The 23,871-nt window shown below is 40.1% G+C and carries 23 protein-coding genes; 13 read left to right on the top strand and 10 right to left on the bottom strand.

What is annotated here, in order from left to right; all coding sequences use genetic code 11:
• Positions 1-283: 283 nt before the first annotated feature.
• Together sucD and ACOQO5_RS18395 are read right to left on the bottom strand one after the other, a co-directional pair.
• On the bottom strand, positions 284-1,156 hold the full coding sequence (sucD, locus tag ACOQO5_RS18390; RefSeq protein WP_420583149.1) for a succinate--CoA ligase subunit alpha: 873 nt from the start codon (positions 1,154-1,156) through the stop codon (positions 284-286).
• A gap of 137 nt (positions 1,157-1,293) precedes the next feature.
• Complete coding sequence (locus ACOQO5_RS18395; RefSeq protein ID WP_420583150.1) at positions 1,294-1,788, bottom strand: KdsC family phosphatase; 495 nt, start codon at positions 1,786-1,788, stop codon at positions 1,294-1,296.
• A gap of 237 nt (positions 1,789-2,025) precedes the next feature.
• Here ACOQO5_RS18395 and ACOQO5_RS18400 point away from each other — a divergent pair, with 237 nt between their 5' ends.
• From ACOQO5_RS18400 to ACOQO5_RS18420, 5 genes are all read left to right on the top strand, one after another.
• The gene (locus ACOQO5_RS18400; RefSeq protein ID WP_420583151.1) at positions 2,026-3,324 is read left to right on the top strand and encodes a sugar MFS transporter; all 1,299 of its coding nucleotides are present in this window, start codon (positions 2,026-2,028) and stop codon (positions 3,322-3,324) included.
• Between the two features lie 154 nt (positions 3,325-3,478).
• Positions 3,479-5,539 carry a M13 family metallopeptidase gene (locus tag ACOQO5_RS18405; RefSeq protein WP_420583152.1) on the top strand — a complete coding sequence of 687 codons (2,061 nt, stop codon included), beginning with the start codon at positions 3,479-3,481 and terminating at the stop codon, positions 5,537-5,539.
• A 49-nt stretch (positions 5,540-5,588) separates the two neighbouring features.
• Positions 5,589-5,720, top strand: coding sequence for a 30S ribosomal protein THX (locus ACOQO5_RS18410; RefSeq protein ID WP_420583153.1), 132 nt, complete (start codon positions 5,589-5,591; stop codon positions 5,718-5,720).
• A 106-nt stretch (positions 5,721-5,826) separates the two neighbouring features.
• Positions 5,827-6,492 carry a porin family protein gene (locus ACOQO5_RS18415; RefSeq protein WP_420583154.1) on the top strand — a complete coding sequence of 222 codons (666 nt, stop codon included), beginning with the start codon at positions 5,827-5,829 and terminating at the stop codon, positions 6,490-6,492.
• Between the two features lie 55 nt (positions 6,493-6,547).
• On the top strand, positions 6,548-7,600 hold the full coding sequence (locus tag ACOQO5_RS18420; RefSeq protein WP_420583155.1) for an alkane 1-monooxygenase: 1,053 nt from the start codon (positions 6,548-6,550) through the stop codon (positions 7,598-7,600).
• A gap of 2 nt (positions 7,601-7,602) precedes the next feature.
• Here the strand turns inward: ACOQO5_RS18420 and ACOQO5_RS18425 are convergent, their stop codons facing one another.
• Entirely contained in the window at positions 7,603-8,577 is a 975-nt protein-coding gene (locus ACOQO5_RS18425; RefSeq protein ID WP_420583156.1) for a YheT family hydrolase, read from the bottom strand.
• Positions 8,578-8,751: 174 nt separating this feature from the next.
• On the opposite strand from ACOQO5_RS18425, the gene ACOQO5_RS18430 reads away from it, so the two are divergent.
• Entirely contained in the window at positions 8,752-9,702 is a 951-nt protein-coding gene (locus ACOQO5_RS18430) for an ROK family protein (protein WP_420583157.1), read from the top strand.
• Positions 9,703-9,756: 54 nt separating this feature from the next.
• Positions 9,757-12,156 carry a TonB-dependent receptor gene (locus tag ACOQO5_RS18435; protein ID WP_420583158.1) on the top strand — a complete coding sequence of 800 codons (2,400 nt, stop codon included), beginning with the start codon at positions 9,757-9,759 and terminating at the stop codon, positions 12,154-12,156.
• Between the two features lie 228 nt (positions 12,157-12,384).
• Here the strand turns inward: ACOQO5_RS18435 and ACOQO5_RS18440 are convergent, their stop codons facing one another.
• Together ACOQO5_RS18440 and ACOQO5_RS18445 are read right to left on the bottom strand one after the other, a co-directional pair.
• Positions 12,385-12,678: a type II toxin-antitoxin system RelE/ParE family toxin gene (locus tag ACOQO5_RS18440; protein ID WP_420583159.1), complete on the bottom strand. Its 294-nt coding sequence runs from the start codon at positions 12,676-12,678 to the stop codon at positions 12,385-12,387.
• Positions 12,671-12,922: a type II toxin-antitoxin system ParD family antitoxin gene (locus ACOQO5_RS18445; RefSeq protein WP_420583160.1), complete on the bottom strand. Its 252-nt coding sequence runs from the start codon at positions 12,920-12,922 to the stop codon at positions 12,671-12,673. Before ACOQO5_RS18445 ends, ACOQO5_RS18440 begins: the two co-directional genes overlap by 8 nt.
• A 201-nt stretch (positions 12,923-13,123) precedes the next feature.
• On the opposite strand from ACOQO5_RS18445, the gene ACOQO5_RS18450 reads away from it, so the two are divergent.
• The 4 genes from ACOQO5_RS18450 to ACOQO5_RS18465 all read left to right on the top strand — a co-directional run bounded on the left by ACOQO5_RS18450 (position 13,124) and on the right by ACOQO5_RS18465 (position 16,951).
• Positions 13,124-13,546 carry a GNAT family N-acetyltransferase gene (locus ACOQO5_RS18450; RefSeq protein ID WP_420583161.1) on the top strand — a complete coding sequence of 141 codons (423 nt, stop codon included), beginning with the start codon at positions 13,124-13,126 and terminating at the stop codon, positions 13,544-13,546.
• A gap of 364 nt (positions 13,547-13,910) precedes the next feature.
• Positions 13,911-14,183 carry a MoaD/ThiS family protein gene (locus ACOQO5_RS18455; protein WP_420583162.1) on the top strand — a complete coding sequence of 91 codons (273 nt, stop codon included), beginning with the start codon at positions 13,911-13,913 and terminating at the stop codon, positions 14,181-14,183.
• 17 nt (positions 14,184-14,200) lie between these two features.
• On the top strand, positions 14,201-15,283 hold the full coding sequence (locus ACOQO5_RS18460; RefSeq protein ID WP_420583163.1) for a WD40/YVTN/BNR-like repeat-containing protein: 1,083 nt from the start codon (positions 14,201-14,203) through the stop codon (positions 15,281-15,283).
• A gap of 138 nt (positions 15,284-15,421) precedes the next feature.
• Entirely contained in the window at positions 15,422-16,951 is a 1,530-nt protein-coding gene (locus ACOQO5_RS18465) for a serine hydrolase (protein ID WP_420583164.1), read from the top strand.
• Here the strand turns inward: ACOQO5_RS18465 and ACOQO5_RS18470 are convergent, their stop codons facing one another.
• A complete protein-coding gene (locus tag ACOQO5_RS18470) occupies positions 16,952-18,472 on the bottom strand; it encodes a tetratricopeptide repeat protein (protein ID WP_420583165.1) in 1,521 nt (506 codons plus the stop codon). It abuts the gene before it with no gap.
• A gap of 71 nt (positions 18,473-18,543) precedes the next feature.
• Between ACOQO5_RS18470 and moaA the strand changes: the two genes are divergently transcribed.
• Complete coding sequence (gene moaA / locus ACOQO5_RS18475; protein WP_420583166.1) at positions 18,544-19,554, top strand: GTP 3',8-cyclase MoaA; 1,011 nt, start codon at positions 18,544-18,546, stop codon at positions 19,552-19,554.
• Here the strand turns inward: moaA and ACOQO5_RS18480 are convergent, their stop codons facing one another.
• Together ACOQO5_RS18480 and ACOQO5_RS18485 are read right to left on the bottom strand one after the other, a co-directional pair.
• Positions 19,555-20,307: a hypothetical protein gene (locus ACOQO5_RS18480; protein WP_420583167.1), complete on the bottom strand. Its 753-nt coding sequence runs from the start codon at positions 20,305-20,307 to the stop codon at positions 19,555-19,557.
• Between the two features lie 188 nt (positions 20,308-20,495).
• Positions 20,496-20,999 carry an Lrp/AsnC family transcriptional regulator gene (locus tag ACOQO5_RS18485; RefSeq protein WP_420583168.1) on the bottom strand — a complete coding sequence of 168 codons (504 nt, stop codon included), beginning with the start codon at positions 20,997-20,999 and terminating at the stop codon, positions 20,496-20,498.
• A gap of 108 nt (positions 21,000-21,107) precedes the next feature.
• On the opposite strand from ACOQO5_RS18485, the gene ACOQO5_RS18490 reads away from it, so the two are divergent.
• Positions 21,108-22,370, top strand: a complete 1,263-nt coding sequence (locus tag ACOQO5_RS18490) for a cystathionine gamma-synthase family protein (RefSeq protein ID WP_420583169.1) — start codon at positions 21,108-21,110, stop codon at positions 22,368-22,370.
• A gap of 34 nt (positions 22,371-22,404) precedes the next feature.
• Here ACOQO5_RS18490 and ACOQO5_RS18495 read toward each other — a convergent pair whose 3' ends face one another.
• Entirely contained in the window at positions 22,405-23,127 is a 723-nt protein-coding gene (locus ACOQO5_RS18495) for a hypothetical protein (RefSeq protein ID WP_420583170.1), read from the bottom strand.
• On the bottom strand, positions 23,124-23,816 hold the full coding sequence (locus ACOQO5_RS18500; protein WP_420583171.1) for an SIR2 family NAD-dependent protein deacylase: 693 nt from the start codon (positions 23,814-23,816) through the stop codon (positions 23,124-23,126). The genes ACOQO5_RS18495 and ACOQO5_RS18500 overlap by 4 nt, the downstream gene beginning before the upstream one ends.
• Positions 23,817-23,871: the final 55 nt, after the last annotated feature.

The raw sequence follows: 23,871 nt of genomic DNA on the forward strand, positions 1-23,871 counted from the left end.
TATAGGGGGGCGTGGTGAATGGATGCACTATATTTGTGTTTTATGAGACTACCTTATTACCCATTAAAATCAAAAGACCCACACTTGACTAAGGCGCGGGTCTTTCTCGAATAATACTTAATATGACTTGCTAACAGTCACCAATACGGTTTCCCCTATCTTCATAAAAAATATTGTGTAGCGAGGTCTTTTGTGGGCAAAAAAATGTTCAAAGTAGGCATGAAAACAAAATAGGCCTGAATTTTCAGGCCTATTTTGTTACTTTATTGTTCGATAGCTAGAATTAGCCAATCGCCTTTGCAATAGTTTCCCCTATGTCTGCAGGAGATCTTACTACATGTAGGCCACATTCTGACATAATTTTCATTTTAGCTTCTGCTGTATCGTCGGCTCCACCGATGATCGCACCGGCGTGTCCCATTCTTTTACCTTTAGGTGCAGTTTGTCCAGCAATGAACCCTACGACAGGTTTTTTGTTGCCGCCAGCTTTGATCCAACGGGCTGCTTCAGCTTCGTAGTTTCCTCCGATCTCACCGATCATCACGATAGCGTCAGTTTCAGGGTCATTCATTAATAACTCAACAGCCGCTTTGGTAGAAGTGCCGATGATTGGATCACCACCGATACCGATAGCAGTAGAAATTCCCAAACCAGCTTTTACTACTTGATCAGCAGCTTCGTAAGTCAAAGTACCAGACTTAGATACGATACCAATTCTTCCTTTTTTGAAAACAAAACCTGGCATAATCCCCACTTTAGCTTCTTCCGGAGTGATTACACCTGGACAGTTAGGTCCGATCAAAGTCACATCTTTGTTTTCTAAATATTTTTTAGCAGCTACCATGTCCTTCACTGGAATACCCTCTGTGATGGTAATGATCACTGAAATTCCAGCGTCAGCTGCTTCCATAATCGCATCAGCAGCAAATGCTGGAGGAACAAAAATAATTGAAACATTAGCGCCGGCCTGGTCTACCGCTTCCTTTACCGTATTGAAAACGGGTTTGTCTAGGTGCTTTTGACCACCTTTACCTGGTGTCACACCACCTACAACATTACTTCCGTACTCGATCATCTGCGTTGCGTGAAAGGTACCCTCAGTGCCTGTAAAGCCCTGAACTATGATTTTTGAATCTTTATTTACTAATACGCTCATGCTATTTCAATTTTGGTGCAAAAATAGGATAATATATGGCATAACCAAAGGTTAAAGCAGAGTTGAGGTCAAGGTTTGAATATTAATTGGAGATACATGTTGGCCTTTTAATTATTAGATAACTGATCATCTAATAATCAGGCAGTTTTCGTATATCTGACAGACATATATTTATCGATAAATTCTCGAACACAACCTTCTCCACCATCTTTAGTCAAAACCATGTCTACATAATTAATTACTTCATCGGCAGCGTTGGCAGGGCAGGCAGAAATCCCCACTTTTTTCATGGCCGGTATATCATTCAAGTCATCACCAATGAAGGCAATTTCATTCATTTCTAAATCAAGCTCCTGACACCATTTGGCAAGAATGACATCCTTTTCTTCGAGTCCTGTATAGATATGTGAGATACCCAACATTTTCCCTCTGGCCTGAATGGCTCCACCCGAAAAACTGTGGCTGACGATGCCTACTCTTATGCCTTTCTTGATAAGCATACGGATACCTAGTCCGTCTCTGGCATGAAATTGCTTGAACTGATGGCCCTCTTCGGTGACGTTGATACGCCCGTCTGTCATGGTGCCATCTACATCCAGTACCAGCATTTTGATATTTTCTGTATTAATCATTATTTGTTTTTTGGTTCACAAATTCGCTACAAAGAAACGAGCAATATTGACATTTCAAACAAAACTCTGCTTGCATTTAAGAGACTAACCTTAACGCTTTAGCGAAAAAATAAAATGGGAGGGAATATAAAAGTTTTCCGATTTAGAATAATTGCTATATTGGCAAACTCAAAAGAGTGTACGGTATATTTTTTTAACGAAAGTGCCGAATAATTTAAAATAATTTAAAGAAAGATTATGTCAGAGCAAAAAGGGAGTATGATCGTTCCGATCGCCATAGTAGCAGGATTGTTTGCCACGTTAGGATTTGTTACCTGGGTGAACGGTGCTTTGATACCTTTCATGAAATCTATTTGTGAATTGACCGATGCGGAGTCATTCTTGGTGGCTTCAGCTTCCTATATTTCATTTTGTGTGATGGCATTACCAGCCTCATTTATTCTTCAAAAAACTGGATATAAAAAAGGAATGTCTTTAGGGTTACTTCTTATGGCAGCGGGAGCGTTGGTATTTATTCCAGCCGCCTCTTCAAGAACTTATTTTGTGTTTCTTACAGGGATCTTTATCCAAGGGGCTGGTATGACACTTTTGCAAACAGCTGTGAATCCATACATCACAATCTTAGGGCCTATGGAAAGCGCTGCAAAACGAATCTCTATCATGGGAATTTGTAATAAAGCAGCTGGTGCATTAGGGTCTATTATTCTAGGCACACTTTTACTATCTGGAATTAACGAAAAGAACGAATTGCTTGCTTCAGTAGGAGAGGCTGAGAAAGAAACCTTACTTAATACCATGGCGAGTGGTGTGGTGACACCCTACATTGTGATCGCCTGTGTGTTAGGACTTCTAGCAGTACTGATCAATTTGGCACCCTTACCAGATATCGAAGCGCCGGAGTCAGAGGATGTATCAGATTCTGGAGAAGCCAAAACCAGTATTTTTCAATTTCCACATTTGTGGCTGGGTGTATTGACATTGTTTACATATGTAGGTGCAGAAGTCATAGCTGGTGATTCGATAATCAAATATGGCATTACACTAGGTTTAGATAATGCTGAGTTTTTCACTTCATTCACCTTAGGTGCTATGATATTGACATATTTACTTGGCGTGGTATTGATTCCGAAATATATCAGTCAGGAGACAGCACTAAAGATCAGTGCAGGCCTGGGTATTGTTTTCTCTTTTTGTATACTATTTACCTCTGGTTTTACTTCTGTGCTATTTGTGGCCTCTTTAGGAATAGCCAATGCATTAGTTTGGCCAGCAGTTTGGCCACTTGCACTCAATGGTTTAGGAAAGTTTACCAAAACTGCTTCAGCGCTCTTAGTGATGGGTATTTCAGGTGGTGCGATTATTCCTCCCTTGTATGGTGCACTTGAAGATGCAAAGAAGGCTGCTTTAACAGCGGAAGGAGCGGCTGATGCTGCGGCCACAGCAGCTACTGGCAGTTATTGGATATTATTGCCCTGCTACGCAGTGATATTATTCTATGCTTTCTCCGGGCATAAAATTGGCTTGAAGAAAAGCTAAAAGAAATAGAATAAAGAATTTGGGTTAGATGGCCGTCCTGATGGAAGATTAGGGCGGCTTTTTTATGTCTGAATAAGACCGATTATGTATTTTATTTACCACAAAGGTGTTTTTTAAATTATCTTGGCGGATTGAACTAATTAACTAATTGAAAATGATAAAACTCAAAAATTATATGCTTGCAGGAGCAGTGGCTACTGCGGGCTTATTGATGGGCTGTGAGCCAACTCAGGACACTGCTCAAGAAGAACCTGAGGTGGCAAGCCTAGACCTTAACCTTAGAGATACAACTGTAGCTCCCAACAACGACTTTTATAGATATGCGAATGGTGGCTGGTTAGACAAAACGGAAATACCTTCCGACCGATCAGCCTGGGGTAGCTTTCACGAACTATTTGAATACAATGAGAAAGTCCTGAGCTTCGTGCTTGAGGAAGCGACTAAGGGTGAATTGTACGATGAGAACTCAAATGAAATTAAAGCTGCTAATTTCTATGCGTCCGGAATGGATTCTTTAGGAATTGAAGCTCAAGGTGCCGAGCCGCTTAAGCCCATGCTGGCAAAGATTGATGAGTTGCAGGGGAAAGAAGAACTTAGTGATATTCTATCTTCATTACAAAAAATTAGTGTCACCCCTTTCTTTAACGTTTTTGTTGGAATCGACGATAAACAAACAGATAGGTATATCATGAATGTGACTCAGTCGGGATTAGGACTTCCTGATAGAGATTACTATTTCAGAGAAGATCAAACCGGGCAGGATATCATTGCCGGATACAAAGCCTATATGACCAAATTATTTGTCCTTGTGGGTGAGGATTCGGCAAAGGCAGCTGCAAAAGCTGAAAATATTTTTGCATTGGAATCCAAGCTGGCAGCCAATTCGATGACTCGATTGGAGAGAAGAAATCCAGAAACCAATTACAATAAAATATCACTTGCTGAATTGCAAGAAAAAAGTAGTTGGCTCAATTGGGACTCATTTTTTGCTGGCATTAATGTAGAAGAAATTAATGAGATCAATGTGAATCAATTGGAATACATTTCTCAATTGTCAGAGGTGATCAATAGCTCAGCACTCGATGATATTAAGGATTATCTTAAAGTGAGATTTATTAGTCCTAATACAGCTTATTTGTCTAATGATTTTGTGATGGCGGCATTTGACTTCTACAACAAACAATTGTCGGGTCAGCAAGAGATGAGGCCAAGAGCTAAACGGATGGTTAACTCAACCAATAATAATTTAGGAGATGCATTGAGCAAATTATATGTAGATGAAGTTTTCCCTCCTGAGGCAAAAGAGAAATGCTTGGAAATGGTGAACAACATCAAAGAGGCTATGCACAAGCGTATTGATCAATTGACCTGGATGAGTGAGGCAACTAAAAAAGAAGCACACACCAAATTGACTAAACTAAAAGTGAAAATTGGTTATCCAGATGAATGGGAAGACTATAGCAGTATAGAGGTGACGAAAGATAGCTACATTCAAAACAGATGGAATACAAGTGCCTTTGACAATCAACAGAATTGGAGTAAATTGGGTCAACCCATAGATCCGAACGAGTGGCATATGGCGGCTTCTGTAGTGAATGCTTACTACAATCCTCCGGCCAACGAGATCGTTTTCCCTGCTGGCATTCTTCAGCCACCTTTCTATAATTACAAAGCAGACGATGCTGTAAACTACGGTGGGATAGGAGCTGTGATCGGTCACGAAATCACACATGGATTTGACGACAGTGGCCGAAAATACAATCACGAAGGTGAATTGAAAGATTGGTGGACGGAAGAAGATGGCGCTGAATTCGAAAGAAGGGCGCAAGTGATGGTAGAACAATACAATGGCTTCGAAGTACAAGACACACTCAATGTGAATGGAAAACTGACATTAGGGGAGAATATCGCTGACTTGGGAGGAATGCTAATCGCTTATGATGCGCTTCAGATGAACTTCGAAAAGAACGGACGTCCTGAAGATATTGATGGAATGACTCCAGAACAAAGGTTCTTTATGTCACAGGCAACCTTGTGGAGAGGTAAGTATCGTCCACAGCTAGAGCAGCAATTATTAATTCAGGATACGCACTCACCAGGCAAGTTTAGAGTGAATGGTCCAGTGTCTAGTATGACGGAGTTTTACAAAGCTTTTGGAATAAAAGAAGGAGATTCGTTGTGGAGATCAGAAGAAGAACGAGTCGATATTTGGTAAACCGTTAATTTTCTTTTAGTTTTTCCTTTACAACAAAACCACAAAGACCATGGGTAAAGGAGATGTAAAAACAAAAAAAGGCAAGATTAGTAAAGGATCTTATGGTGTAAGCAGACCGCATAAAACGAAAGCTGCCGAACCGGCTCCTAAGGCTAAGTCGAAAGCCAAAAAGAAAAAATAATCCTGTTCCCTGTCCCGATAATTATCAGGATATCGGGACAGGATTTTTTTTATCCCACTCACAAATCCAATCCATTTTCATAATTTAGCGGTTCGAAAGAATCCCAATGAAAAAATCAATTTTCTTATTTTTCCTAATTGTGAGTATCCTGTTGGTTGCAGAGGCTAATGCTCAGCGAAAAACCTACGTAGGATTGAAGGCAGGTTATAATTTGTCGACGGCCTATTTCTTTCATTCATTTTTCGGTTCTGATATCAATACTAAAATGATAGGCGGGTTTCAGGGAGGCATCATTGCCATGAATTATATCCGGAATCATATTGGCTTGCAGGCCGAACTTAACTTCACTCAAAAAGGATGGATTCAAGAATTTGATGATGGGTCTCCAAACTTAAATACAGAATTAAATTATATAGAATTGCCATTGTTGGTGAATATCCACACAGGAAAGGACAAGCTTCACTTTTTTGCAAATGGGGGCTGTTTCTTTGAATATTTAGCCAGCTCATCACAAAGTGAAACTCCGGATTACCAATCCAATGTATATGCATTTGACGAATCTAGAGATCATAAGTTAGGTTATGGTTTTAGAGGTGGAGTAGGAACTTTTTATGATTTCGATTTTGGAACACTACTTGTAGAGACCAGCATTACTTATAGCTTGAGTGATATTCTTGAGTTTGGGTCCTTAGATACAGGTGTGCCTAACACATCAAAAAACATTGTTGTAGGATTTTCAGTAGCTTATATGTTCTCCTTCGGCGAATTATAGGATTCTTCAATACTCAGTTTTATATTTATGGGTGATACATACCACAACCCGCCATATGAATATTCGATTTCTTAAGTACACCATTGTTTTTATTATTCCTTTAGTAGCTTACTTTTCTATCAATGCCTCTGGATGGTGGACTTTTGGCACAGCGATATTGGTTTACATTCTGCTGCCGTTGTTTGAGTTTTTCTTTTCTTCTAGCAAGGAAAATTTGAAAAAGGCAGAAGAAGAATTGGTTGCCAACGATCGGGTTTATGATTATTTACTTTATTTGGTTGTTCCTGTGCAATTTGGTCTCTTGTATTACTTCATTTCTGTTATAGGAGTGATAGAAAGCACCAATGTAGAGTTGATCGGAAGGGTATTGTCCATGGGCATCACCTGTGGTGCATTGGGAATTAATGTAGCCCATGAGTTGGGTCACAGAAAAAGTAAGTTCGAGCAATTCCTCGCCAAGGCCTTGCTTTTAACCTCTCTCTATATGCACTTTAATATAGAGCACAACAGGGGGCATCATAAGAATGTATCAACGCATGAAGATCCATCTTCAGCTCGACGCGGAGAATGGGTCTTTTTCTTTTGGTTTCGTTCAATGATCATGGGATATATTTCAGCTTGGAAGATTGAATACAGTCAATTAAAAAAGAAAGGTTTAAGCCCGATCAGCATTCAAAATGAAATGCTCCGATTTCAACTCATACAATTGGCATTTCTGGCACTGATATATTGGGTATTTGGATGGCTGCCAATGTTGTGTTTTTTAGCTGCAGCACTGATCGGTGTCATCCAGTTAGAAACTGTCAACTACATTGAACATTATGGATTGAGCCGTACACAAAAGGATTCTGGACAATACGAAAGAGTGCAACCCTGGCATTCTTGGAATTCGAATCATACACTTGGCCGATTATTCCTTTTTGAATTATCCAGACATTCTGATCATCATTATTTGGCGGTACGGAAATATCAAATATTGAGGCATCATGAAGCTAGTCCCCAAATGCCAACAGGGTATCCAGGCATGATGTTGCTGTCTATGGTGCCGCCATTGTGGTTTTTGGTGATGCACAAACAGATTGCTCAATTATCAAAACCAGAAGATTAGTATTACAATCTGGCGTAGTTTTTGACGAACTCGAGGGCCCGTTCATCCATCCAAGAATTTTTAGAACCTAATTTAAAGAAGCCTACATGGCCACCTGCTCGTGGAGTTTCAAGATGTAGGTATTCATGATATTTACAGGCTTTGTATGGATAACATTTTTCGCCGAGCAAGGGGTCGTTTTTTGCGTTGACTATCAGCGCAGGTAATCGAATGCCTGGGTAATTGAGATCCGAAGTGGCCGTTCGATAAAAGTGCCTGCTATTTTTGAAGCCATGCAAAGGTGCGGTGTACCGTTCATCGAATTGGCCAAAAGAAACAATCTCATCAATACCATCAATATTCACTTCTTTTGGATATTGTTTGTGTTTTTGCTTGACCTTTTTGATCATTTTTTTGAGGAAGCGCTGCTTGAAAAACCAGTTCTCGCGGAACGTTAGCTGGTGGGCACTGTCCCAAAGATTACAAGGCACAGAGAAAGTGGCTGCAGCTACAACATGCTTAGGAACGCTAGGTCCATATTCTCCAAGATATTTTAAAGTAGTACTGCCCCCCATGGAAAAACCAACCAATACAATCTTTTTATACTTTCGGGTGTCGATGGCATGCGTAATGACCTGTTCGAGATCTTCCGTATCTCCGTGGTGATATAGTCGAGGGTTTCTGTTGATTTCACCGCTGCATGATCTATAATTCCACGCTAAAACATCATATTCATTTTGGTTGAAGTGTCTGGCGCAGCTCTTCACATAATGGCGATTCGAATTTCCTTCTAAGCCATGAGAAATGATCACTAATCTTTCGAATCCGGAACGAATCCAATCTAAATCTAAAAAATCCCCATCAGGCGTGTCAATTCTTTCACGATCATATTTGACCCCTTTTACTTTTCGGAATAGGCTAGGGATAATGGTCTGTAAGTAGCCATTTTTGAAGAAATCCCTGGGGGAATTGTATGAGGAGTAACCGAGTATAGACATAATTCTCAATACAATTTATACAAAGTTGGTTAGCTATATCAAATAAATTGATAGAGGATTAACGGTTTGGTCATTCAACTCTACGATATCTTCCATTTTTCAGTTAAAAAAGTATATTTTATTGACTCTAGTCATCTTATCATACTCTATTTTTGAGAGCTTAAAGGAAAAAACATGGCTGATTATATTCTTGGAATTGACATAGGAGGTACATATACCAAATTTGGTCTAGTGGATAAAAAAGGTAATGTCACTAGCGAAGGTTCTTTTAATACTCATGCACATGAGAAGGTTGAAATTTTTCTAGATGAATTGAAGAAACAGGTGCTTCCGGCACTTGATGGAAAATCCGTTTTAGGAATCGGAGTCGGTGCACCTAATGCCAATCATTTTGATGGAACAATCAAACAAGCCGCTAATATTTCATGGGGAGATGATGTGCCCTTGAGCAAGCTTATCCAAGAGATATTCAATTTACCCACCATTTTGACTAATGACGCCAGTGCTGCCGCGATTGGTGAAATGAAATTCGGTGGAGCCAAAGACATGAGGGACTTTGTCGTTTTTACTCTAGGTACTGGCCTGGGAAGTGGTTTCGTAGTCAACGGTGAAATTGTTTATGGCCACAGTGGGTTTGCAGGGGAGATTGGTCATGTTGGAGTAAATCCAGATGGTCGATACTGCGGATGTGGCCGCAGAGGATGTCTGGAAACCTACGTATCTGCTACCGGCATCAAAAAAACAGTTTTCAAAATGATGGCTGACTATACTCGACCAAGCGTGTTGAGAGATGTCAGTTATAATGACATGACAGCTGAAATGATCACTAATGCGGCTAGGGAACATGATTATATTGCTATCAAAGCTTTTGAATACACAGGTCAGATTTTTGGACAGAAATTGGCCGATACGGTCGTACATACCAGTCCAGAGGCCATTTTCCTTTTTGGAGGATTAGTGAATGCCGGAGATTATTTACTCGACCCTGCACTATACTACATGGAAAAATTCATGTTCAAACCTTTCAAAAAAACTGTAAAACTTCTACCGTCTTCCCTTATGGATAAGAATGCCGCTGTCCTTGGAGCCGGGGCATTGGGATGGGAAGAATTTTCAAAAAAATAAGGATACAAGCTTGGCGTAATTTTTGCTTTTAGCGGGCTGGAATTACAATGATTTATGATGGCAAGATTACCCCTGCTGATTTTACTTTTATTAAGCGCTTTTATAGCTCATACCCAGCAGCTCACAGTACGTGATAAGGCTACTCAGCTTGGGATTTCAAAGGCTACCATTTTATCCCAGAATTCAAAAAATAGCCTAACAACTGATGATCAAGGTCGGGTAACTTTAGAGACTAAAGTGGCTAATGAAAGACTAATTGTGGATCATCCATCCTACAAGCCTGTGCTACTTGTGGGGATTACTGCAGATACCATCATATACCTCACCGAACAAATTATTGAAATTGACGAAGTCGTTATCTCTGCAAATAAATGGGAGCAAGATAGAGAAGAAGTACCGAATGAAATACTGACTATCTCAGCGAAGCAAATCGAAAGGAACAATCCACAGACTTCCGCAGATATGTTGGGGCAATCCGGGCAGGTGTTTATTCAAAAGAGTCAGCTCGGAGGAGGAAGCCCGATGATTCGTGGATTCTCGGCGAATGCGGTACTCATTATGTTGGATGGCATTCGGATCAACAATGCTATTTATAGAGGAGGCAATCTGCAAAATATCATTATGCTCGATCCAAATTTGCTGTCAGGTTCAGAGGTCATTTTTGGGCCCGGCTCTTCAGTCTATGGTAGTGATGCCCTGGGAGGAGTGATGGATTTTCATACCATTAGGCCCGCGTATACTGATAGTAAAACACTGGAAGCGCATGGCGTTGGGATGATGCGTTTTTCCACTGCCAACCTTGAAAAAACAAGCCACTTCCATGTGAATCTACAAAACAATAAATGGAGTAACACTTTGGGGGTGACCTATAGCGATTATGAAGATTTGAGAGCGGGAAGTAACCGTCCTTCCAACTACCCTGATTTTGGTAAACGAATAGAATACATAGAACGAATGGCAGGCCAGGATGTAATTGTAGAAAATGATAATGTAAACAAGCAGCGGTTCTCTGGCTATCATCAGTACAACATAATGAATAAGCTGAGTTATAGAATTTCAAAGGAATCGGAATTGATGCATACGTTTTACATTACGACCTCTTCAGATATTCCTCGATATGATCGATTGATAGAAAGGGATGAAAATGGAGTGCTAAAAAATGCAGAATGGTACTACGGTCCTCAGCAATTCTTATTGAATGCGCTCACCTTCACCAACTATAGTGCTAATGCCTTTTATGATGCAGCGAAAGTAATATTCTCCAACCAATTAGTAGAGGAAAGTAGAAATGATAGGAAGTATCAATCCAATACTTTTAGATCCAGAACTGAAAAAGTGAAAGTATATGCATTGAATATAGACCTGGATAAAAAGTTGTCGACAAAAAGTGAACTGTACTATGGCCTTGAGTTATTGTACAATGATGTAGCCTCTTCTGCTTTTGAAAAAGACATAGTTACTGAGGTAGTGTCTCCGGCATCCACTCGCTACCCTGATGGTGGTAGTACATATGCCTCTGCAGCTGCCTATAGTAATTTCAAATCCCGCTTGAGTGAGTCGGTAGTATTTACCGGAGGCCTTCGATATACCTTTGTACATCTCCAAGCTAAGTTTGAGGATAAGACATTTTTCGACTTTCCTTACGACAAGATTGAATTGAATAATGATGCTTTGAGTGGCTCAGTTGGTTTGGTTGTGAGTCCAGTTAGCAGTTTGAGGTGGAATTTGATTTTTTCTACAGGATTTCGATCACCCAATGTAGATGATGTAGGAAAGGTTTTCGATTCCGAGCCTGGTCATGTGGTGGTGCCCAATGAAGACCTGTCACCTGAGTATACCCTCAATTACGAAACGGGAGTCAATTGGAAAATTGCAGATAGAATTACGATAGAAGGAAGTTTATATTATACGCAACTCAGAGATGCTATGGTAAGAAGACCCTTTACTTTCGATGGACAATCCACTATTATCTACGATGACGTAGTAAGTGAAGTAGAAGCTTTGGTCAATGTAGGGGAGGCTTATATTTGGGGTTATTCCATTGGGCTTTCTGCCAATCTCACGAATCGAATGGTACTTAAGGCTCGGGTAAATAACAATGATGGAGAAGACGAAATAGAGCATGTGCCCTTACGTCATACCAACCCTTTGTTTGGTAATGTGTCTTTGAGTTATCGAACGAACAAGTTGACTCTGGAAGGTTATTCCAACTTCCAGGGCAAAAGAACCTGGGAGGATTTAGCACCTAGCGAACAAGCCAAAACCCATCTCTACACCCCTGAGGGCTCGCTGGCTTGGTACACTTTGAATATTCGATCCTCCTATCAGATCAATGAGCGGCTGAGTGCCACTGCTGCTTTAGAGAACATTCTAGACAAGCACTATCGTCCATATTCCTCGGGCATTAGTGCCCCAGGTATCAACGGCATTTTGAGCGCGCGATACACCTTCTGATAAACCTTAGCTATAAAGTATGCTATCCATTGGAGTTGTTGAATGAATACACCAGAATTTATGCACCAGCAAGACAAGGTCAGGATCAGAAACTACAGAAACAAAAATAGCATCGGGTTAAAACCCGACGCTATCTAAATATTTTATCCTAAAATCTGTAACGCTTATTTAGGACTAGTCATAGATAGTGTAATCGTTATTCATGGAACGTCTTGATATATGGATTTATTACAAATGACGTTTCAAATCCATCCTTTCATGTAAGATTCTCACTACCTCAATTTCTTCTGCTGTGATCTTGTGATAAAAAATAATGTGTTTGTTAATACTGTAGCCTAAAACCTTGGATGAAATTTCATCATACAGCCTTCCAATGTGAGGTTCGTTAGAAATGTCTAAGCAAGCTGATTTAATTGCTTGATAGTATTTATCTGCCTGATTTTCAGACCAAGTTTCAGAAGTGTATTCCCAAATATCAGAAAGGTCATTGATGGCTTCCTGTCTCAATATAAGCTTAGCCATTTTTTGCTCGCTTGTCTTTCAATGACGTTAAGTGTTGATCAAAGTCGAAGTTTTCTATTCTTGGGCTTTCCAATCCTTTGTGTATAGCTGCCTTTAGAGCACTGATTTTTCTTTCTTCCTCTTCGAGTAACCTAAGTCCAGCTCGAATAACTTCACTTACGTTTTTGTATCTTCCTTCTGAAATACTATGTTGAACAAACTCATCGAAATAGTTGCCAAGCGATATGGATGTGTTTTTACTCATACTTAAAAGTACCAAAAAATGGTACAATGCGCAAGTTTGCTCATTTCATGAAACATATTAATATGCAACATAGTGTGTTATATATCCATTATGTATTACCCAAATCAAATGGATTTTTAATCTTCATACAGGTGGCTATTACAGATCTATTTCGTTCAAGCGTGCTATTCACAAAGAAATAATCTTTTTTAATATTGCAGCATGTATACCATTAGCCCATTAGACAAGTCCGATTACCAGGAAATGATAGAATTGTGGGAGGGTTCTGTCAGAGCTACTCATGATTTTTTACCAGAGTCCAGAATCCTGGAGTTAAAACCACTGATTTTGGATCAGTATTTTGATGCGGTACAGTTGTTTGGTATCGAAGAAGAAGGACGAATACTAGGTTTTCTGGGGATACATGAAGTAGATATAGAAATGCTCTTTACCCATCCGGAAGCCAGGGGAAAGGGCGTCGGCAAAGCATTGCTTTTACACGCCATCGAAGAGTTGAATTGTACTAAAGTGGATGTGAATGAGCAAAACAAACAAGCGGTAGATTTCTACCTTTACATGGGCTTTAAAATCGCTGACGCTCACCCCTCGATGGCCAGGGAGAACCGTTTCCTATTCTGCATTTGAGTTTGAGGTAGTATCTAACTCCGGCCTTGAATAAATTTTGTTAAGAAATTCAGGCATTGAATATCGTAATGAAATCCATTGTTTGATCACGATGCCAATCGGGAGAGTTTGCATTTCAACATATAGAACAACCTGATTTTCAGAAATTTATTCATCGCCTTGTTCTTTTTTGTTTCGTTTTTTGGAACAAGCCAAAAAATGAAAATATCTAAACTTGGCTTAGGTTGTTACTGTAAGGAATACCATGTCTTGAGGTCATTTTTTCGTCTATCATATCCTCAATTTCACCTTTCATTCGTCTTTTATTAAATTGTATTGTCATGCTGAGGTACTCGAAGCAGACAATTAGCAACATTAACGTACAATGCCTACCATCAAATTCACCGCGAACCTTAAACGGTTTTATCCTGAACTTTCAGAGATAGAACTGGAATCATTGGACCTCAATGAAATCCTCGATCAGCTAGAAAGTAAGTTCAAAGGGATCAAGGACTATGTGGTAGATGAGCAAGGCCAATTGCGCAAGCATGTCAATATTTTTATCGGAGATGAATTGATTCAGGATCGCATCAAGCTTAGCGATACTGTAAAACCTACGGACGAAATCTATATTATGCAGGCCTTATCCGGCGGCTAAACCAAAAACTTAAACCCATGTCAAAAACTAACTTATTACTCGGAACACGAAAAGGATTGATCATTTATCAACAGAATGGGGAGGATTGGACTCATCAGTCTACCCATTTCTTAGGCATCCCAGTTTCGCTCACTTTGGTGGACGAACGTTCGGACACCTGGTGGGCTTGCCTAGATCACGGACACTGGGGGTGTAAGTTGCATCGAAGTACAGATCAAGGAAAAAACTGGGAAGAAATAGAAGCACCAAAGTTTGTTGAAGGCATGGAAGTGAAGGAGGGAGTGCCGGCGGCTGTAAAGTATCTCTGGGCCATGGCACATGGAGGTGAGGATAAACCAGGAGTTTTATATATTGGTACTGATCCGGGAGCTTTATTTAAGTCTACGGATCATGGTGATACCTGGCAGCTCGTGGAGTCTCTGTGGAATCATCCGTCCAGAGAGAAGTGGTTTGGAGGAGGTCGCGACAATCCAGGTATTCATTCGATAGTAGTTGACGCGCGGGACTCTAATCATATCTACGTAGCGGTAAGTTGTGCCGGGGTGTTCGAATCTTTTGATGCGGGGGAGACGTGGCAGTCGGCTAACAAGGGATTGAAAGCAGACTTCCTGCCTGATCCGAATTCAGAAATCGGCCAGGACCCTCACATACTCAAAGCTTGCCCGACTAATCCTGATGTACTATGGCAGCAGAATCACTGTGGTATATTTGTATCCACTGATGGTGCAAAAAACTGGAAAGAGGTGAGTCAAAAAGAAGGCCCTGCCAATTTTGGCTTTGCGGTAGCTATCAAGCACGATAACCCCGATCAGGCTTGGGTAGTGCCAGGCATCAGTGATGAAATACGGGTGGCGGTGGATCAAGCCTTGGTGGTTTGTAGAACGGATGATGGGGGTGTGACATGGAAGGAACAAAGAGCAGGCTTACCGCAAGAAAATTGTTTTGATATTGTCTATAGACACTGTCTGGATATATCTGGAGGTAGTTTGGTCTTTGGTACCACTACCGGTAACGTGTATTACTCAAATGACCTCGGAGAAAATTGGAAGCAACTTTCCTCCGACCTGCCTATGGTTTATTCGGTGGAGATTGCAGAATAAATTAACCTTTTGACTTTTTGTCTTCAACTATTCGCTCAAAAGGGCAACCGTTCATCCTGTATCCACACCTGAACTCACGTCTCATTTGGAATTTGATTTCCAGATTTCATAATTTCGGCTCAAACTAAAATTAAACACATGAAAAAGTCCTTCCTTTCATTGGCACTTACTCTTTTTATATGCCTTCAATCATTCGCTCAGACTACGGATGTTGATCTGAAAGCACTTGATGCTTATTTCGAAAAGATGACTAAAGACTGGGATGTACCCAGCATGAGCATCGGCATTGTGAAAGATGGTGAATTGGTTTTTGCGAAAGGGTATGGCGTCAAAGAAGTAGGCAGAAAAGGTGCTCCTGATAAAAATACATTATATGCCATCGCCTCCAATTCAAAAGCTTTTACTGCAACTATTATTGCTCAGTTGGTAGAGGAGGGCAAGTTGGATTGGAACGGTAAAGTGAAGGATTATTATCCTGAATTTGAGTTGTATGACCCATGGGTGACTGCACATACTACGATTAGAGATATTTTGAGCCACCGTGTAGGTTTGGGGACTTTTAGTGGGGATGTGATATGGTACAAGAGCGATTTTACCAATGAGGAAATCCTAGCCAGAATCAAGAATATACCTCCTTCATTTGATTTTAGAGCAGGATATGGATACTCCAATCTCATGTATATCACGGCCGGCGAAGTGATTCGCAATGTAACAGGCAAAAGCTGGTCGGAGAATGTGAAAGAAAGAATATTAATGCCATTGGGTATGGATCGTACCATCACCGGTCCGAGCGCATTAGAATCTGTTGGAAACTACGCCACACCGCATGCACGAAATGATGAAAAAAACATCCCCATTGTTTGGGAGGACTGGGAAGAAATTGGCGCCTTGGGAGGATTGATCTCAAGTGTGGAAGATCTGTCTAAATGGATGATAACAAATATGAACCATGGCGTGAGTGGGTCCGATACACTTTTTAACGCAAGCTCCAGAAATCTCATGTGGACACCCCACAATAATTTTGTAGTGGATCATACCAAAACCAACGATTTTGGTCGTCACTTTAGTGGATACGGCTTGGGCTGGGGAATTAGTGATTACCACAATAATCTGAGAATTGGGCACACTGGCGGCTACGATGGTATGCTCACAGCTTTCAATATGCTACCCAACCAAAAACTAGGTGTAATAGTCTTGACCAATGGAATGAAAAGCCCAATGATGGCGGCGACGTATTACGCTTTGGATCAATTCTTAGGTATTAATGGACCGGATTGGTCGGAGCGGTATCTAAATGCCATGGGAGCAACTGAAGAAGATCCAAGAATCACAGAGCGCAAGGCTAAACGTGTGAAAGGAACGAAGCCTTCACTTGATTTGAATAAGTACGCAGGAACTTACAAGGCAAACATTTATGGTGATATCAAAGTAACTCTCGAGAATGGGGAGTTGCGTTTGAACTTTCCAAATGCCAAAGCTCTTTCAGCTACACTCAAGCATTGGCACTATGACGTGTGGGAAATCGACTGGGACATAGAACATGCGTGGTTCAGTTTTGGAACTGTACAATTCAATATGGATAACAATCTTATGATCGAACGGATGACCTTTGATGTACCCAACGATGATATTTTCTTCGATGAGCTGATTCCAATCAGAGTAGATTGATTAATTGATCATTTCTCCTTTTTCCAGCTTCTTTTTGATGTCGGTGAGTACGTCATCTAGCTTGTCTGCGGAATAGTAGAGGTGATCAATCATTTCTCTTTTTTCATTTTCTTCAATTTCGCCCTTCAGGAGTTTGGTAAGGCCGAGGATGTTGGCCAATGGACCTCTTACGATGTGGGCATTCAGGAAGGAATATTCTTTGAGTTTTACATCTTTCTTATGAATTACATTGGTTCGCTCTTCCACAATTTGCTCAAGATTATTATTGAGGATTTCCAGTTCAAGCGCCTTTTCTTTGACTTCACGATTCTTGTCTTTGAGTAGTCGATTCAGACGAGACTGTTTTTTGACTTGGTAATAAAACAAAATGGCAATGATGCTAATTAGAACTAAAATGACGACTATGCCTGCAATAATTGTCCGCTGATATTGCACGATTTTCTGACTGGTTTCTTTTTCTTTTTGTAATTCTTTTTGAAGTCGCTGATTTTCTTCAAATTCAAATTTGGCCTGAATAGTTTGCAGCTGCTTTTCTTTTGCCAAATTGAATATCTCACTGGAAAGTTTATGCATTTTTCTCATCGAGACGAAAGCAGCTTTAAAATCGTTAAGTGTCGAGTCTGTTTTATACTGCAAAGCCAATGCTTCCAGTTTTAGTTCCTTTGCATTTACTTTTTCAGCATACTGAATGGCCTCTTTCAAGTGGGCTTTTGAGTGATCAAAATTTCTATTGGCTATAGCAATCTTAGCTCTTTCCAATGCAATACCAGATATGCCTGGATAGTCTTCTAATTGTCTGTACACTTGATCCGCTTTATTGAAATAATTTTGCGCAGTAGTGTAACTCTTTTGTTTGGCGAATACTTTTCCTAATCCTGTCTGAGCATAGGCAATCAAACGAATCCTATTTTCTTCTTTGGCCATTTGTTCTGCAATCTGTAAATGACTGATGGCCGAATCCAGATAATTCAGTCTGAAGTATATCTGCCCAAGATTGACGTACGACATTATTGGTTTTCTGCCTTTCAGATATTTGTTCTTTAGGGCTAAAGACTTTTTATGATATTGTAACGCTTCCTGGTATTGGAATTTCTTTTCATATAGCTCACCAATGTTATTGTAAGTAATGAAAATGCCCATTTGATACTGTGATTGTTCGTAGACTTTCAGCGAGGCCAGATAAAATTCAAGTGCGGTGTCGTATTCTCCTATGGTGAGCAACGAACTACCTACAAGATTTAGACCGCGTGCATATCCATTTTGATACCCTATTTGTTTCGCCAACTCATATCCCATCGTAGCATATTTCCTTCCTTTATCTGGATTGGTATTTATGACTTCGAAGGCAAAGAGATTGTATAAATCTACTTTGACAGAGTCTTGGAAAGGATGTGAGACAGCCGCATTTTCTAGACTATCTATTTTATGTTGCTGAGCCATTAGCTCAGTGGCAAGAAGAGTAATAACAAATAAGAATAGGTTTTGGCGCATCCTTAAAAATAAGTACTGAAGATTTGCCATTCAACCAATTTCATAGATAATCCGTCTTATCTTTGAGGTCAACACCGATGACTCCAATCAAATATTAATAAATGACAAATTATCCTATTACTAAACTGGTGGACTCATGGAATCGAGAGATTGATTACCTCAGAATTGCTGTTACAGACCGATGTAATTTGAGATGTTTTTATTGTATGCCGGCGGAGGGAATTGATTATCTGCCAAAGAAAGAGTTGCTGACATTCGAAGAGATTATAAGGTTAGCAACCATTTTTGCTTCCTTAGGAATTAAGAAAATCAGACTGACTGGAGGAGAACCATTTTTAAGAAAGGACTTCATTTCATTACTTAAGAATCTTAAAGAAATTCCTGGGATAGAAGCAGTTCATATTACCACCAATGGTGTGCTGACTCAACCTTATCTAGAAGAGATGAAAACGATAGGGGTAAATGGGGTCAACTTAAGCTTGGATAGTTTGAACAGAGAAAACTTTCATAAAATTACTAGGAGAGATGAATTCAAAACGGTAATGAAGACACTGGATGGTCTGACAGCTCGTGGTTTTAATACTAAGATCAATATGGTAGTTATGCATGGGAAAAATACCCATGAAGTAATTGACATGGCCCACTTGGCAAGAGATCGTAAAATTAGTGTCAGATTTATTGAAGAAATGCCGTTCAATGGATCCGATATGTCAGCCTCTCAGAAAAACTGGAGTCACGTACGTATTCTTGAAGAACTTAAAGAAGCATTCCCTTCCTTAAAAAAACTAGATTCCCACCCAAGCAATCCGGCCACTTTGTATCAGGTGGAAGGCCATAGCGGCAACCTTGGTATCATTCCGGCATTTTCACGAACATTTTGTGGTGCATGCAACCGAATTCGCCTGACGGCTACAGGAACTATTAAAAATTGCTTGTACGACGAAGGGGTTTTGGATATAAAAGGCTTATTGAGAAATAATAAAAGTGATGACGATCTCCGAGAGATTTTGATTTCAACGGTGCAAAAAAGAGAAAAGGATGGTTTTGCAGCGGAACGAAACAGGAGAGTAGATAAGAATATATCTGAATCTATGTCTTCTATTGGCGGTTGATCAATGCACTGTCATGATCTTCATCATACCATGCTCTGGCTTGAAGCTGAATTTTGAATTTTCGTATGCATAGAATTTAATGCCAAGGACTAAAACAGCCGAAACGTCATTTTGGATGGAAGTTTCAGTGGGTATAGTCAAAGGAGCCGTTAGTGGCTGCGTTGGAATTCTAAGTACAGGCAACATGGTGGTTTCATATATACCCACTTTCGTGTGTTGTACTTTGTTGCAGATGGCTACATGCTCTCCATTTCTTTCATAATCAGAAACTGATATCAAACGCGCACAAATTTTGAAATTAGTGGCGTCTTTTGGAATGTTCAATTCTTGCTCGGGAACAAAAGCCGGCACATGTAAAATCACATGACCCTTATGAGCACCTTCTCTTAAATAAAATTTAGATGTAACTCCCGCTGTAAAGGCATTCTCAGTATTGAACTCAAAGTTTTCTAGCGACTCTTTAGCACCTCTTACAGAAAGCAAATTATTAGAAGAGTCAAATCCTTTGTTTATTGTCGAGGCTAATCGCTTGGAACAGTAAGACTCGGTCATTTTCTGCATTTCCGGACCTAGGGAAGAAAAAATGGCTTTGCTCATTAAAGTAGCAACACCATAGTTGTTTTTGTTGATATGTTCTGTTGATTCTGAAGCCTGTGATTTGGAATTCATTAGGCTTTCCTGTGGTTGGGCTAGTGTACCTAGCCCTTCTCCGGAAAATTGGAAAGTGCTACGTAATTCTAAATTTCGTGACATAGTGGATTCTGGTTGATAATTGCTGAGAGCAATCAATTTAACTTTTCTCAATAGCACTAGTAAGTTGTAAAAATTAATTTAAATATGCAAGTTGAAACACCTTAATATCAGGGTGTTATGAATTGGGCGGATGAGATTAAGTGTATTGCCGAACAAAATTTAGGTAAAACCCTGAATACGTAGGTAATTTACGTATTGCTTGAGATTGCATTTTTACAAGAGAAAGTACTTTCTTTGATCGCCTTCATGACAAAGTAACTTTGAACCTGACCAATGTTGTCTAACGCGGCTAATTGATCGGAAATGAAGACTTGATAATCCTCCATATTTTTCACCACAACTTTGAGAAGGTAATCAAAATTTCCAGATAGATGATTACACTCCAATACAGGTTGAAGGTCCTGAACTCCTTCCTCAAATTTCTTGAGATTTTCCTTTGAGTGCTCTTTTAATGTTACACTACAATAGGCCACTAACTGAAATCCTAAGTTCTTGGGATTAACAGTGATCGTATAATTTTCGATAATCCCATTTCGCTCCATCTTTTTTATCCTTTCGTATACAGGGGTAATAGTCATGCCGACCTTGTTGGCAATATCCTTCATTTTGGTTTTAGAATCCCTTTGCAGGATTTCCAATATTTGAATGTCTGTGTTGTCTATGATCATTTTTTCTCTTGTGTAGTCAAACATGCATCGTATTTAGATATATTATCTACTATTAGCCTAATATGTAGATTTATAATCTATAAGATATAATAAATATAGATTGATTATTCATTATTGTCATAAAGAGCAACAATGAAACAACAGTTTAGTCCCGAAAGTCTGATGATGTCCCATGGATACGACCCCAAATTATCTGAAGGTGCCATCAAGTGTCCAATTTTTCAAACTTCAACTTTTGTATTCAACTCAGCGGAAGAGGGCAAGGCCTTCTTTGAAGTAGCCTATGGCTTGAGAGAACAAGAAAAAGGTGAGGAATTAGGGTTGATTTATAGTAGGCTAAATAATCCTGATCTTGAAATTTTGGAAAATAGGTTGTGCCTTTGGGATGGAGCTGAGGACTGTGCAGTTTTTGAAAGTGGTATGTCGGCCATTTCTACCTGTTTGATGGAATTTTTAAAGCCTGGTGATCTTTTGCTTTATAGTTCACCGGTCTATGGTGGTACGGATCATTTCATCAATCATATACTAACCAAATTTGGTATTCATGTAGTTGGGTTTTATCCTGACAGTACACAGGAAGAAATTGAAAATATTATAAAGGACTCAGGTCATGCGGATCGATTAGCAATGATTTATATCGAAACTCCAGCCAATCCTACGAATAGTTTGATTGACATGCAAATGTGCCGACAACTTGCAGATCAGTATTCCAAAGAAGATCAACCCGTTTATCTGGCAGTAGACAATACCTATATGGGACCGCTTTGGCAGCATCCTTTGAAGCATGGCGCTGACTTTGTGCTCTACTCAGCCACTAAGTATATCGGTGGGCATAGTGATGTCATAGCAGGGGCATGTTTAGGTTCAAAAGAGAACATGGCACGAATTAAAGGGCTGAGGACTTTCCTTGGGAATATGGCAGGGCCGTGGACAGGATGGCTACTGATGAGAAGTCTTGAGACTCTGAAGGCTCGGATGGAGTTACAGGCATTGAACGCTTCAAAAGTGGCCGAGTTCCTAAAAGGTCATTCCTCTATCAGGAAAGTGTATTACATGGGGTTTCTTGAGGAAGATGACCCTGAACAATATGAAATTTATAGAAGACAGTGTAGCGCAGCAGGTGCGATGATTTCGTTTGAAATCGAAGGAGGTGAAGCAGAGGCGTTTCAGTTTATGAATAGATTGAAATTGATCAAGCTAGCAGTTAGTTTGGGCAGTACGGAGTCTTTGATACAGCATCCCGGTACCATGACTCATGCTGGAGTAGACCCTGATGAGAAGTTGAGAATTGGGATTAAAGAAAACTTGATCAGACTGTCGGTAGGCGTTGAAAATCCGAAAGATTTGATTTGGGATATTGAGCAGGCATTGGCAACGGCATTAGATTTAGCATAACCCAAAACGATGGCTTCGGAGCAATGCTCCGGAGTCATATTTTTCTTCGATAAATCCCAGAAAAACTCGATTCGCTCTTTTGAATGAGTTGTTGGTATGGGGCTGAGTTCACAAAAGCTTCCAGAGTCTCATCATCGAAGGCGCTGAAGATCAAAACATGACTAAGTATAAAGTCGATGGTTCTTATCCTTCCTTTTCCTTGTTGTAAACCCATGATAGCCGATTTACTGCCAATGAAATAAGGAAAGACTTCGTTAGAATTCGCATAAGCTACTAACTGATCAATCTGCCGATGATCTTCGTTTTCACAAACATGAACCATGAATTTCAGTTTGCCCATATATTTCAATGAAGGAGGTTCTTCCTTAGGTTGGTTGCCTTGTTTCATAAAGCCAAACTGAAAATGTCTGACAGCAGCATTTCGTAGTAGGCTTTTGAGTTGAAAGAGCTTTACAGATAGCATGTCCAAAAGGCTTTGTGCTTTTGGGTATCGCACCACCAACAGCATGTCTCTTTGCAACCGCTCATTGCTCAACAATACCTTTTCTAACTGCCCCTTAAAAATGGGGTAAGCTCCTACACCTTTCACATGCTGGAAAGCGAGGCGATTATATAACTCATAGAGCCAACCTCTTTTTAGGTCAAACCAATTAATAGCCCATAATGGCTGATCCAGCTGAGTATCAGAATTAGTACAAATGATAGAGGCAGTAGTTTTATTGGCAATTTCAGCACTGATGATCTTTTTATGACTCATAGGTATTTTTCTCTGAGAATGTTGGCTACTTTTTGCACTCCAGTGCCACCTTTTTCCTCAAACAAATGAAGGTTGGATTCCGAAGGAACTTCAGGCATATTAGGGTCTATGATATATTTAGGCACGTGGTGTTGAGTATGGTGCATCAGTCCAGCAGCCGGATAAACGGCAAGCGAAGTGCCTACAATGAGGAAGATTTCTGCTTCTCTTGCCTCCTTGATGGCCACATCCATCATAGGAACCATCTCGCCAAACCAAACAATATGTGGACGAAGTTGAGAACCTTTTTCGCACTTATCTCCAACATGGAGTTCCCAACCTTCCATGTCATAGACCAAAGATTCGTCAACTGTACTTCTTGATTTGAATAATTCTCCATGTAAATGGATTACCTGCGAAGACCCTGCCTTTTCATGAAGGTTGTCTACGTTCTGTGTGACAATAACCACTTCAAAATCTTTCTCCAATTCAGCAAGAGCTAGATGACCATTGTTTGGTTCGGCTGTAAGTGCTTGCTTTCTTCTTTGATTGTAAAAATCCAACACTAAGTCACGATCGGCAGCCCAGCCTTGCGGTGAGGCTACTTCCATCACATCATGACCTTCCCAGAGACCATCAGCATCGCGAAAGGTACTGATGCCCGATTCAGCACTAATTCCTGCACCGGTGAGTACTACTATCTTTTTCAATTTTTTTGATTTAACCTGAATCATGCAATTCAGAAGTTAATAGTGATTTTAAATT

It is taken from the genome of Reichenbachiella sp. (assembly GCF_965223055.1).
In the GTDB taxonomy this organism is placed as follows: Bacteria; Bacteroidota; Bacteroidia; order Cytophagales; family Cyclobacteriaceae; genus Reichenbachiella.

What these genes read in the sequence shown, in the direction of transcription:
- ACOQO5_RS18440 (WP_420583159.1), bottom strand. Translation starts at nt 12,678, where the DNA reads ATGGCTAAGCTTATATTGAGACAGGAAGCCATCAATGACCTTTCTGAT.
- ACOQO5_RS18485 (WP_420583168.1), bottom strand. Translation starts at nt 20,999, where the DNA reads ATGTTTGACTACACAAGAGAAAAAATGATCATAGACAACACAGACATT.
- sucD (WP_420583149.1), bottom strand. Translation starts at nt 1,156, where the DNA reads ATGAGCGTATTAGTAAATAAAGATTCAAAAATCATAGTTCAGGGCTTT.
- ACOQO5_RS18395 (WP_420583150.1), bottom strand. Translation starts at nt 1,788, where the DNA reads ATGATTAATACAGAAAATATCAAAATGCTGGTACTGGATGTAGATGGC.
- ACOQO5_RS18435 (WP_420583158.1), top strand. Translation starts at nt 9,757, where the DNA reads ATGATGGCAAGATTACCCCTGCTGATTTTACTTTTATTAAGCGCTTTT.
- ACOQO5_RS18450 (WP_420583161.1), top strand. Translation starts at nt 13,124, where the DNA reads ATGTATACCATTAGCCCATTAGACAAGTCCGATTACCAGGAAATGATA.
- ACOQO5_RS18480 (WP_420583167.1), bottom strand. Translation starts at nt 20,307, where the DNA reads ATGTCACGAAATTTAGAATTACGTAGCACTTTCCAATTTTCCGGAGAA.
- ACOQO5_RS18425 (WP_420583156.1), bottom strand. Translation starts at nt 8,577, where the DNA reads ATGTCTATACTCGGTTACTCCTCATACAATTCCCCCAGGGATTTCTTC.
- ACOQO5_RS18490 (WP_420583169.1), top strand. Translation starts at nt 21,108, where the DNA reads ATGAAACAACAGTTTAGTCCCGAAAGTCTGATGATGTCCCATGGATAC.
- ACOQO5_RS18470 (WP_420583165.1), bottom strand. Translation starts at nt 18,472, where the DNA reads ATGGCAAATCTTCAGTACTTATTTTTAAGGATGCGCCAAAACCTATTC.
- moaA (WP_420583166.1), top strand. Translation starts at nt 18,544, where the DNA reads ATGACAAATTATCCTATTACTAAACTGGTGGACTCATGGAATCGAGAG.
- ACOQO5_RS18445 (WP_420583160.1), bottom strand. Translation starts at nt 12,922, where the DNA reads ATGAGTAAAAACACATCCATATCGCTTGGCAACTATTTCGATGAGTTT.
- ACOQO5_RS18410 (WP_420583153.1), top strand. Translation starts at nt 5,589, where the DNA reads ATGGGTAAAGGAGATGTAAAAACAAAAAAAGGCAAGATTAGTAAAGGA.
- ACOQO5_RS18430 (WP_420583157.1), top strand. Translation starts at nt 8,752, where the DNA reads ATGGCTGATTATATTCTTGGAATTGACATAGGAGGTACATATACCAAA.
- ACOQO5_RS18400 (WP_420583151.1), top strand. Translation starts at nt 2,026, where the DNA reads ATGTCAGAGCAAAAAGGGAGTATGATCGTTCCGATCGCCATAGTAGCA.
- ACOQO5_RS18420 (WP_420583155.1), top strand. Translation starts at nt 6,548, where the DNA reads ATGAATATTCGATTTCTTAAGTACACCATTGTTTTTATTATTCCTTTA.
- ACOQO5_RS18465 (WP_420583164.1), top strand. Translation starts at nt 15,422, where the DNA reads ATGAAAAAGTCCTTCCTTTCATTGGCACTTACTCTTTTTATATGCCTT.
- ACOQO5_RS18495 (WP_420583170.1), bottom strand. Translation starts at nt 23,127, where the DNA reads ATGAGTCATAAAAAGATCATCAGTGCTGAAATTGCCAATAAAACTACT.
- ACOQO5_RS18415 (WP_420583154.1), top strand. Translation starts at nt 5,827, where the DNA reads ATGAAAAAATCAATTTTCTTATTTTTCCTAATTGTGAGTATCCTGTTG.
- ACOQO5_RS18460 (WP_420583163.1), top strand. Translation starts at nt 14,201, where the DNA reads ATGTCAAAAACTAACTTATTACTCGGAACACGAAAAGGATTGATCATT.
- ACOQO5_RS18455 (WP_420583162.1), top strand. Translation starts at nt 13,911, where the DNA reads ATGCCTACCATCAAATTCACCGCGAACCTTAAACGGTTTTATCCTGAA.
- ACOQO5_RS18405 (WP_420583152.1), top strand. Translation starts at nt 3,479, where the DNA reads ATGATAAAACTCAAAAATTATATGCTTGCAGGAGCAGTGGCTACTGCG.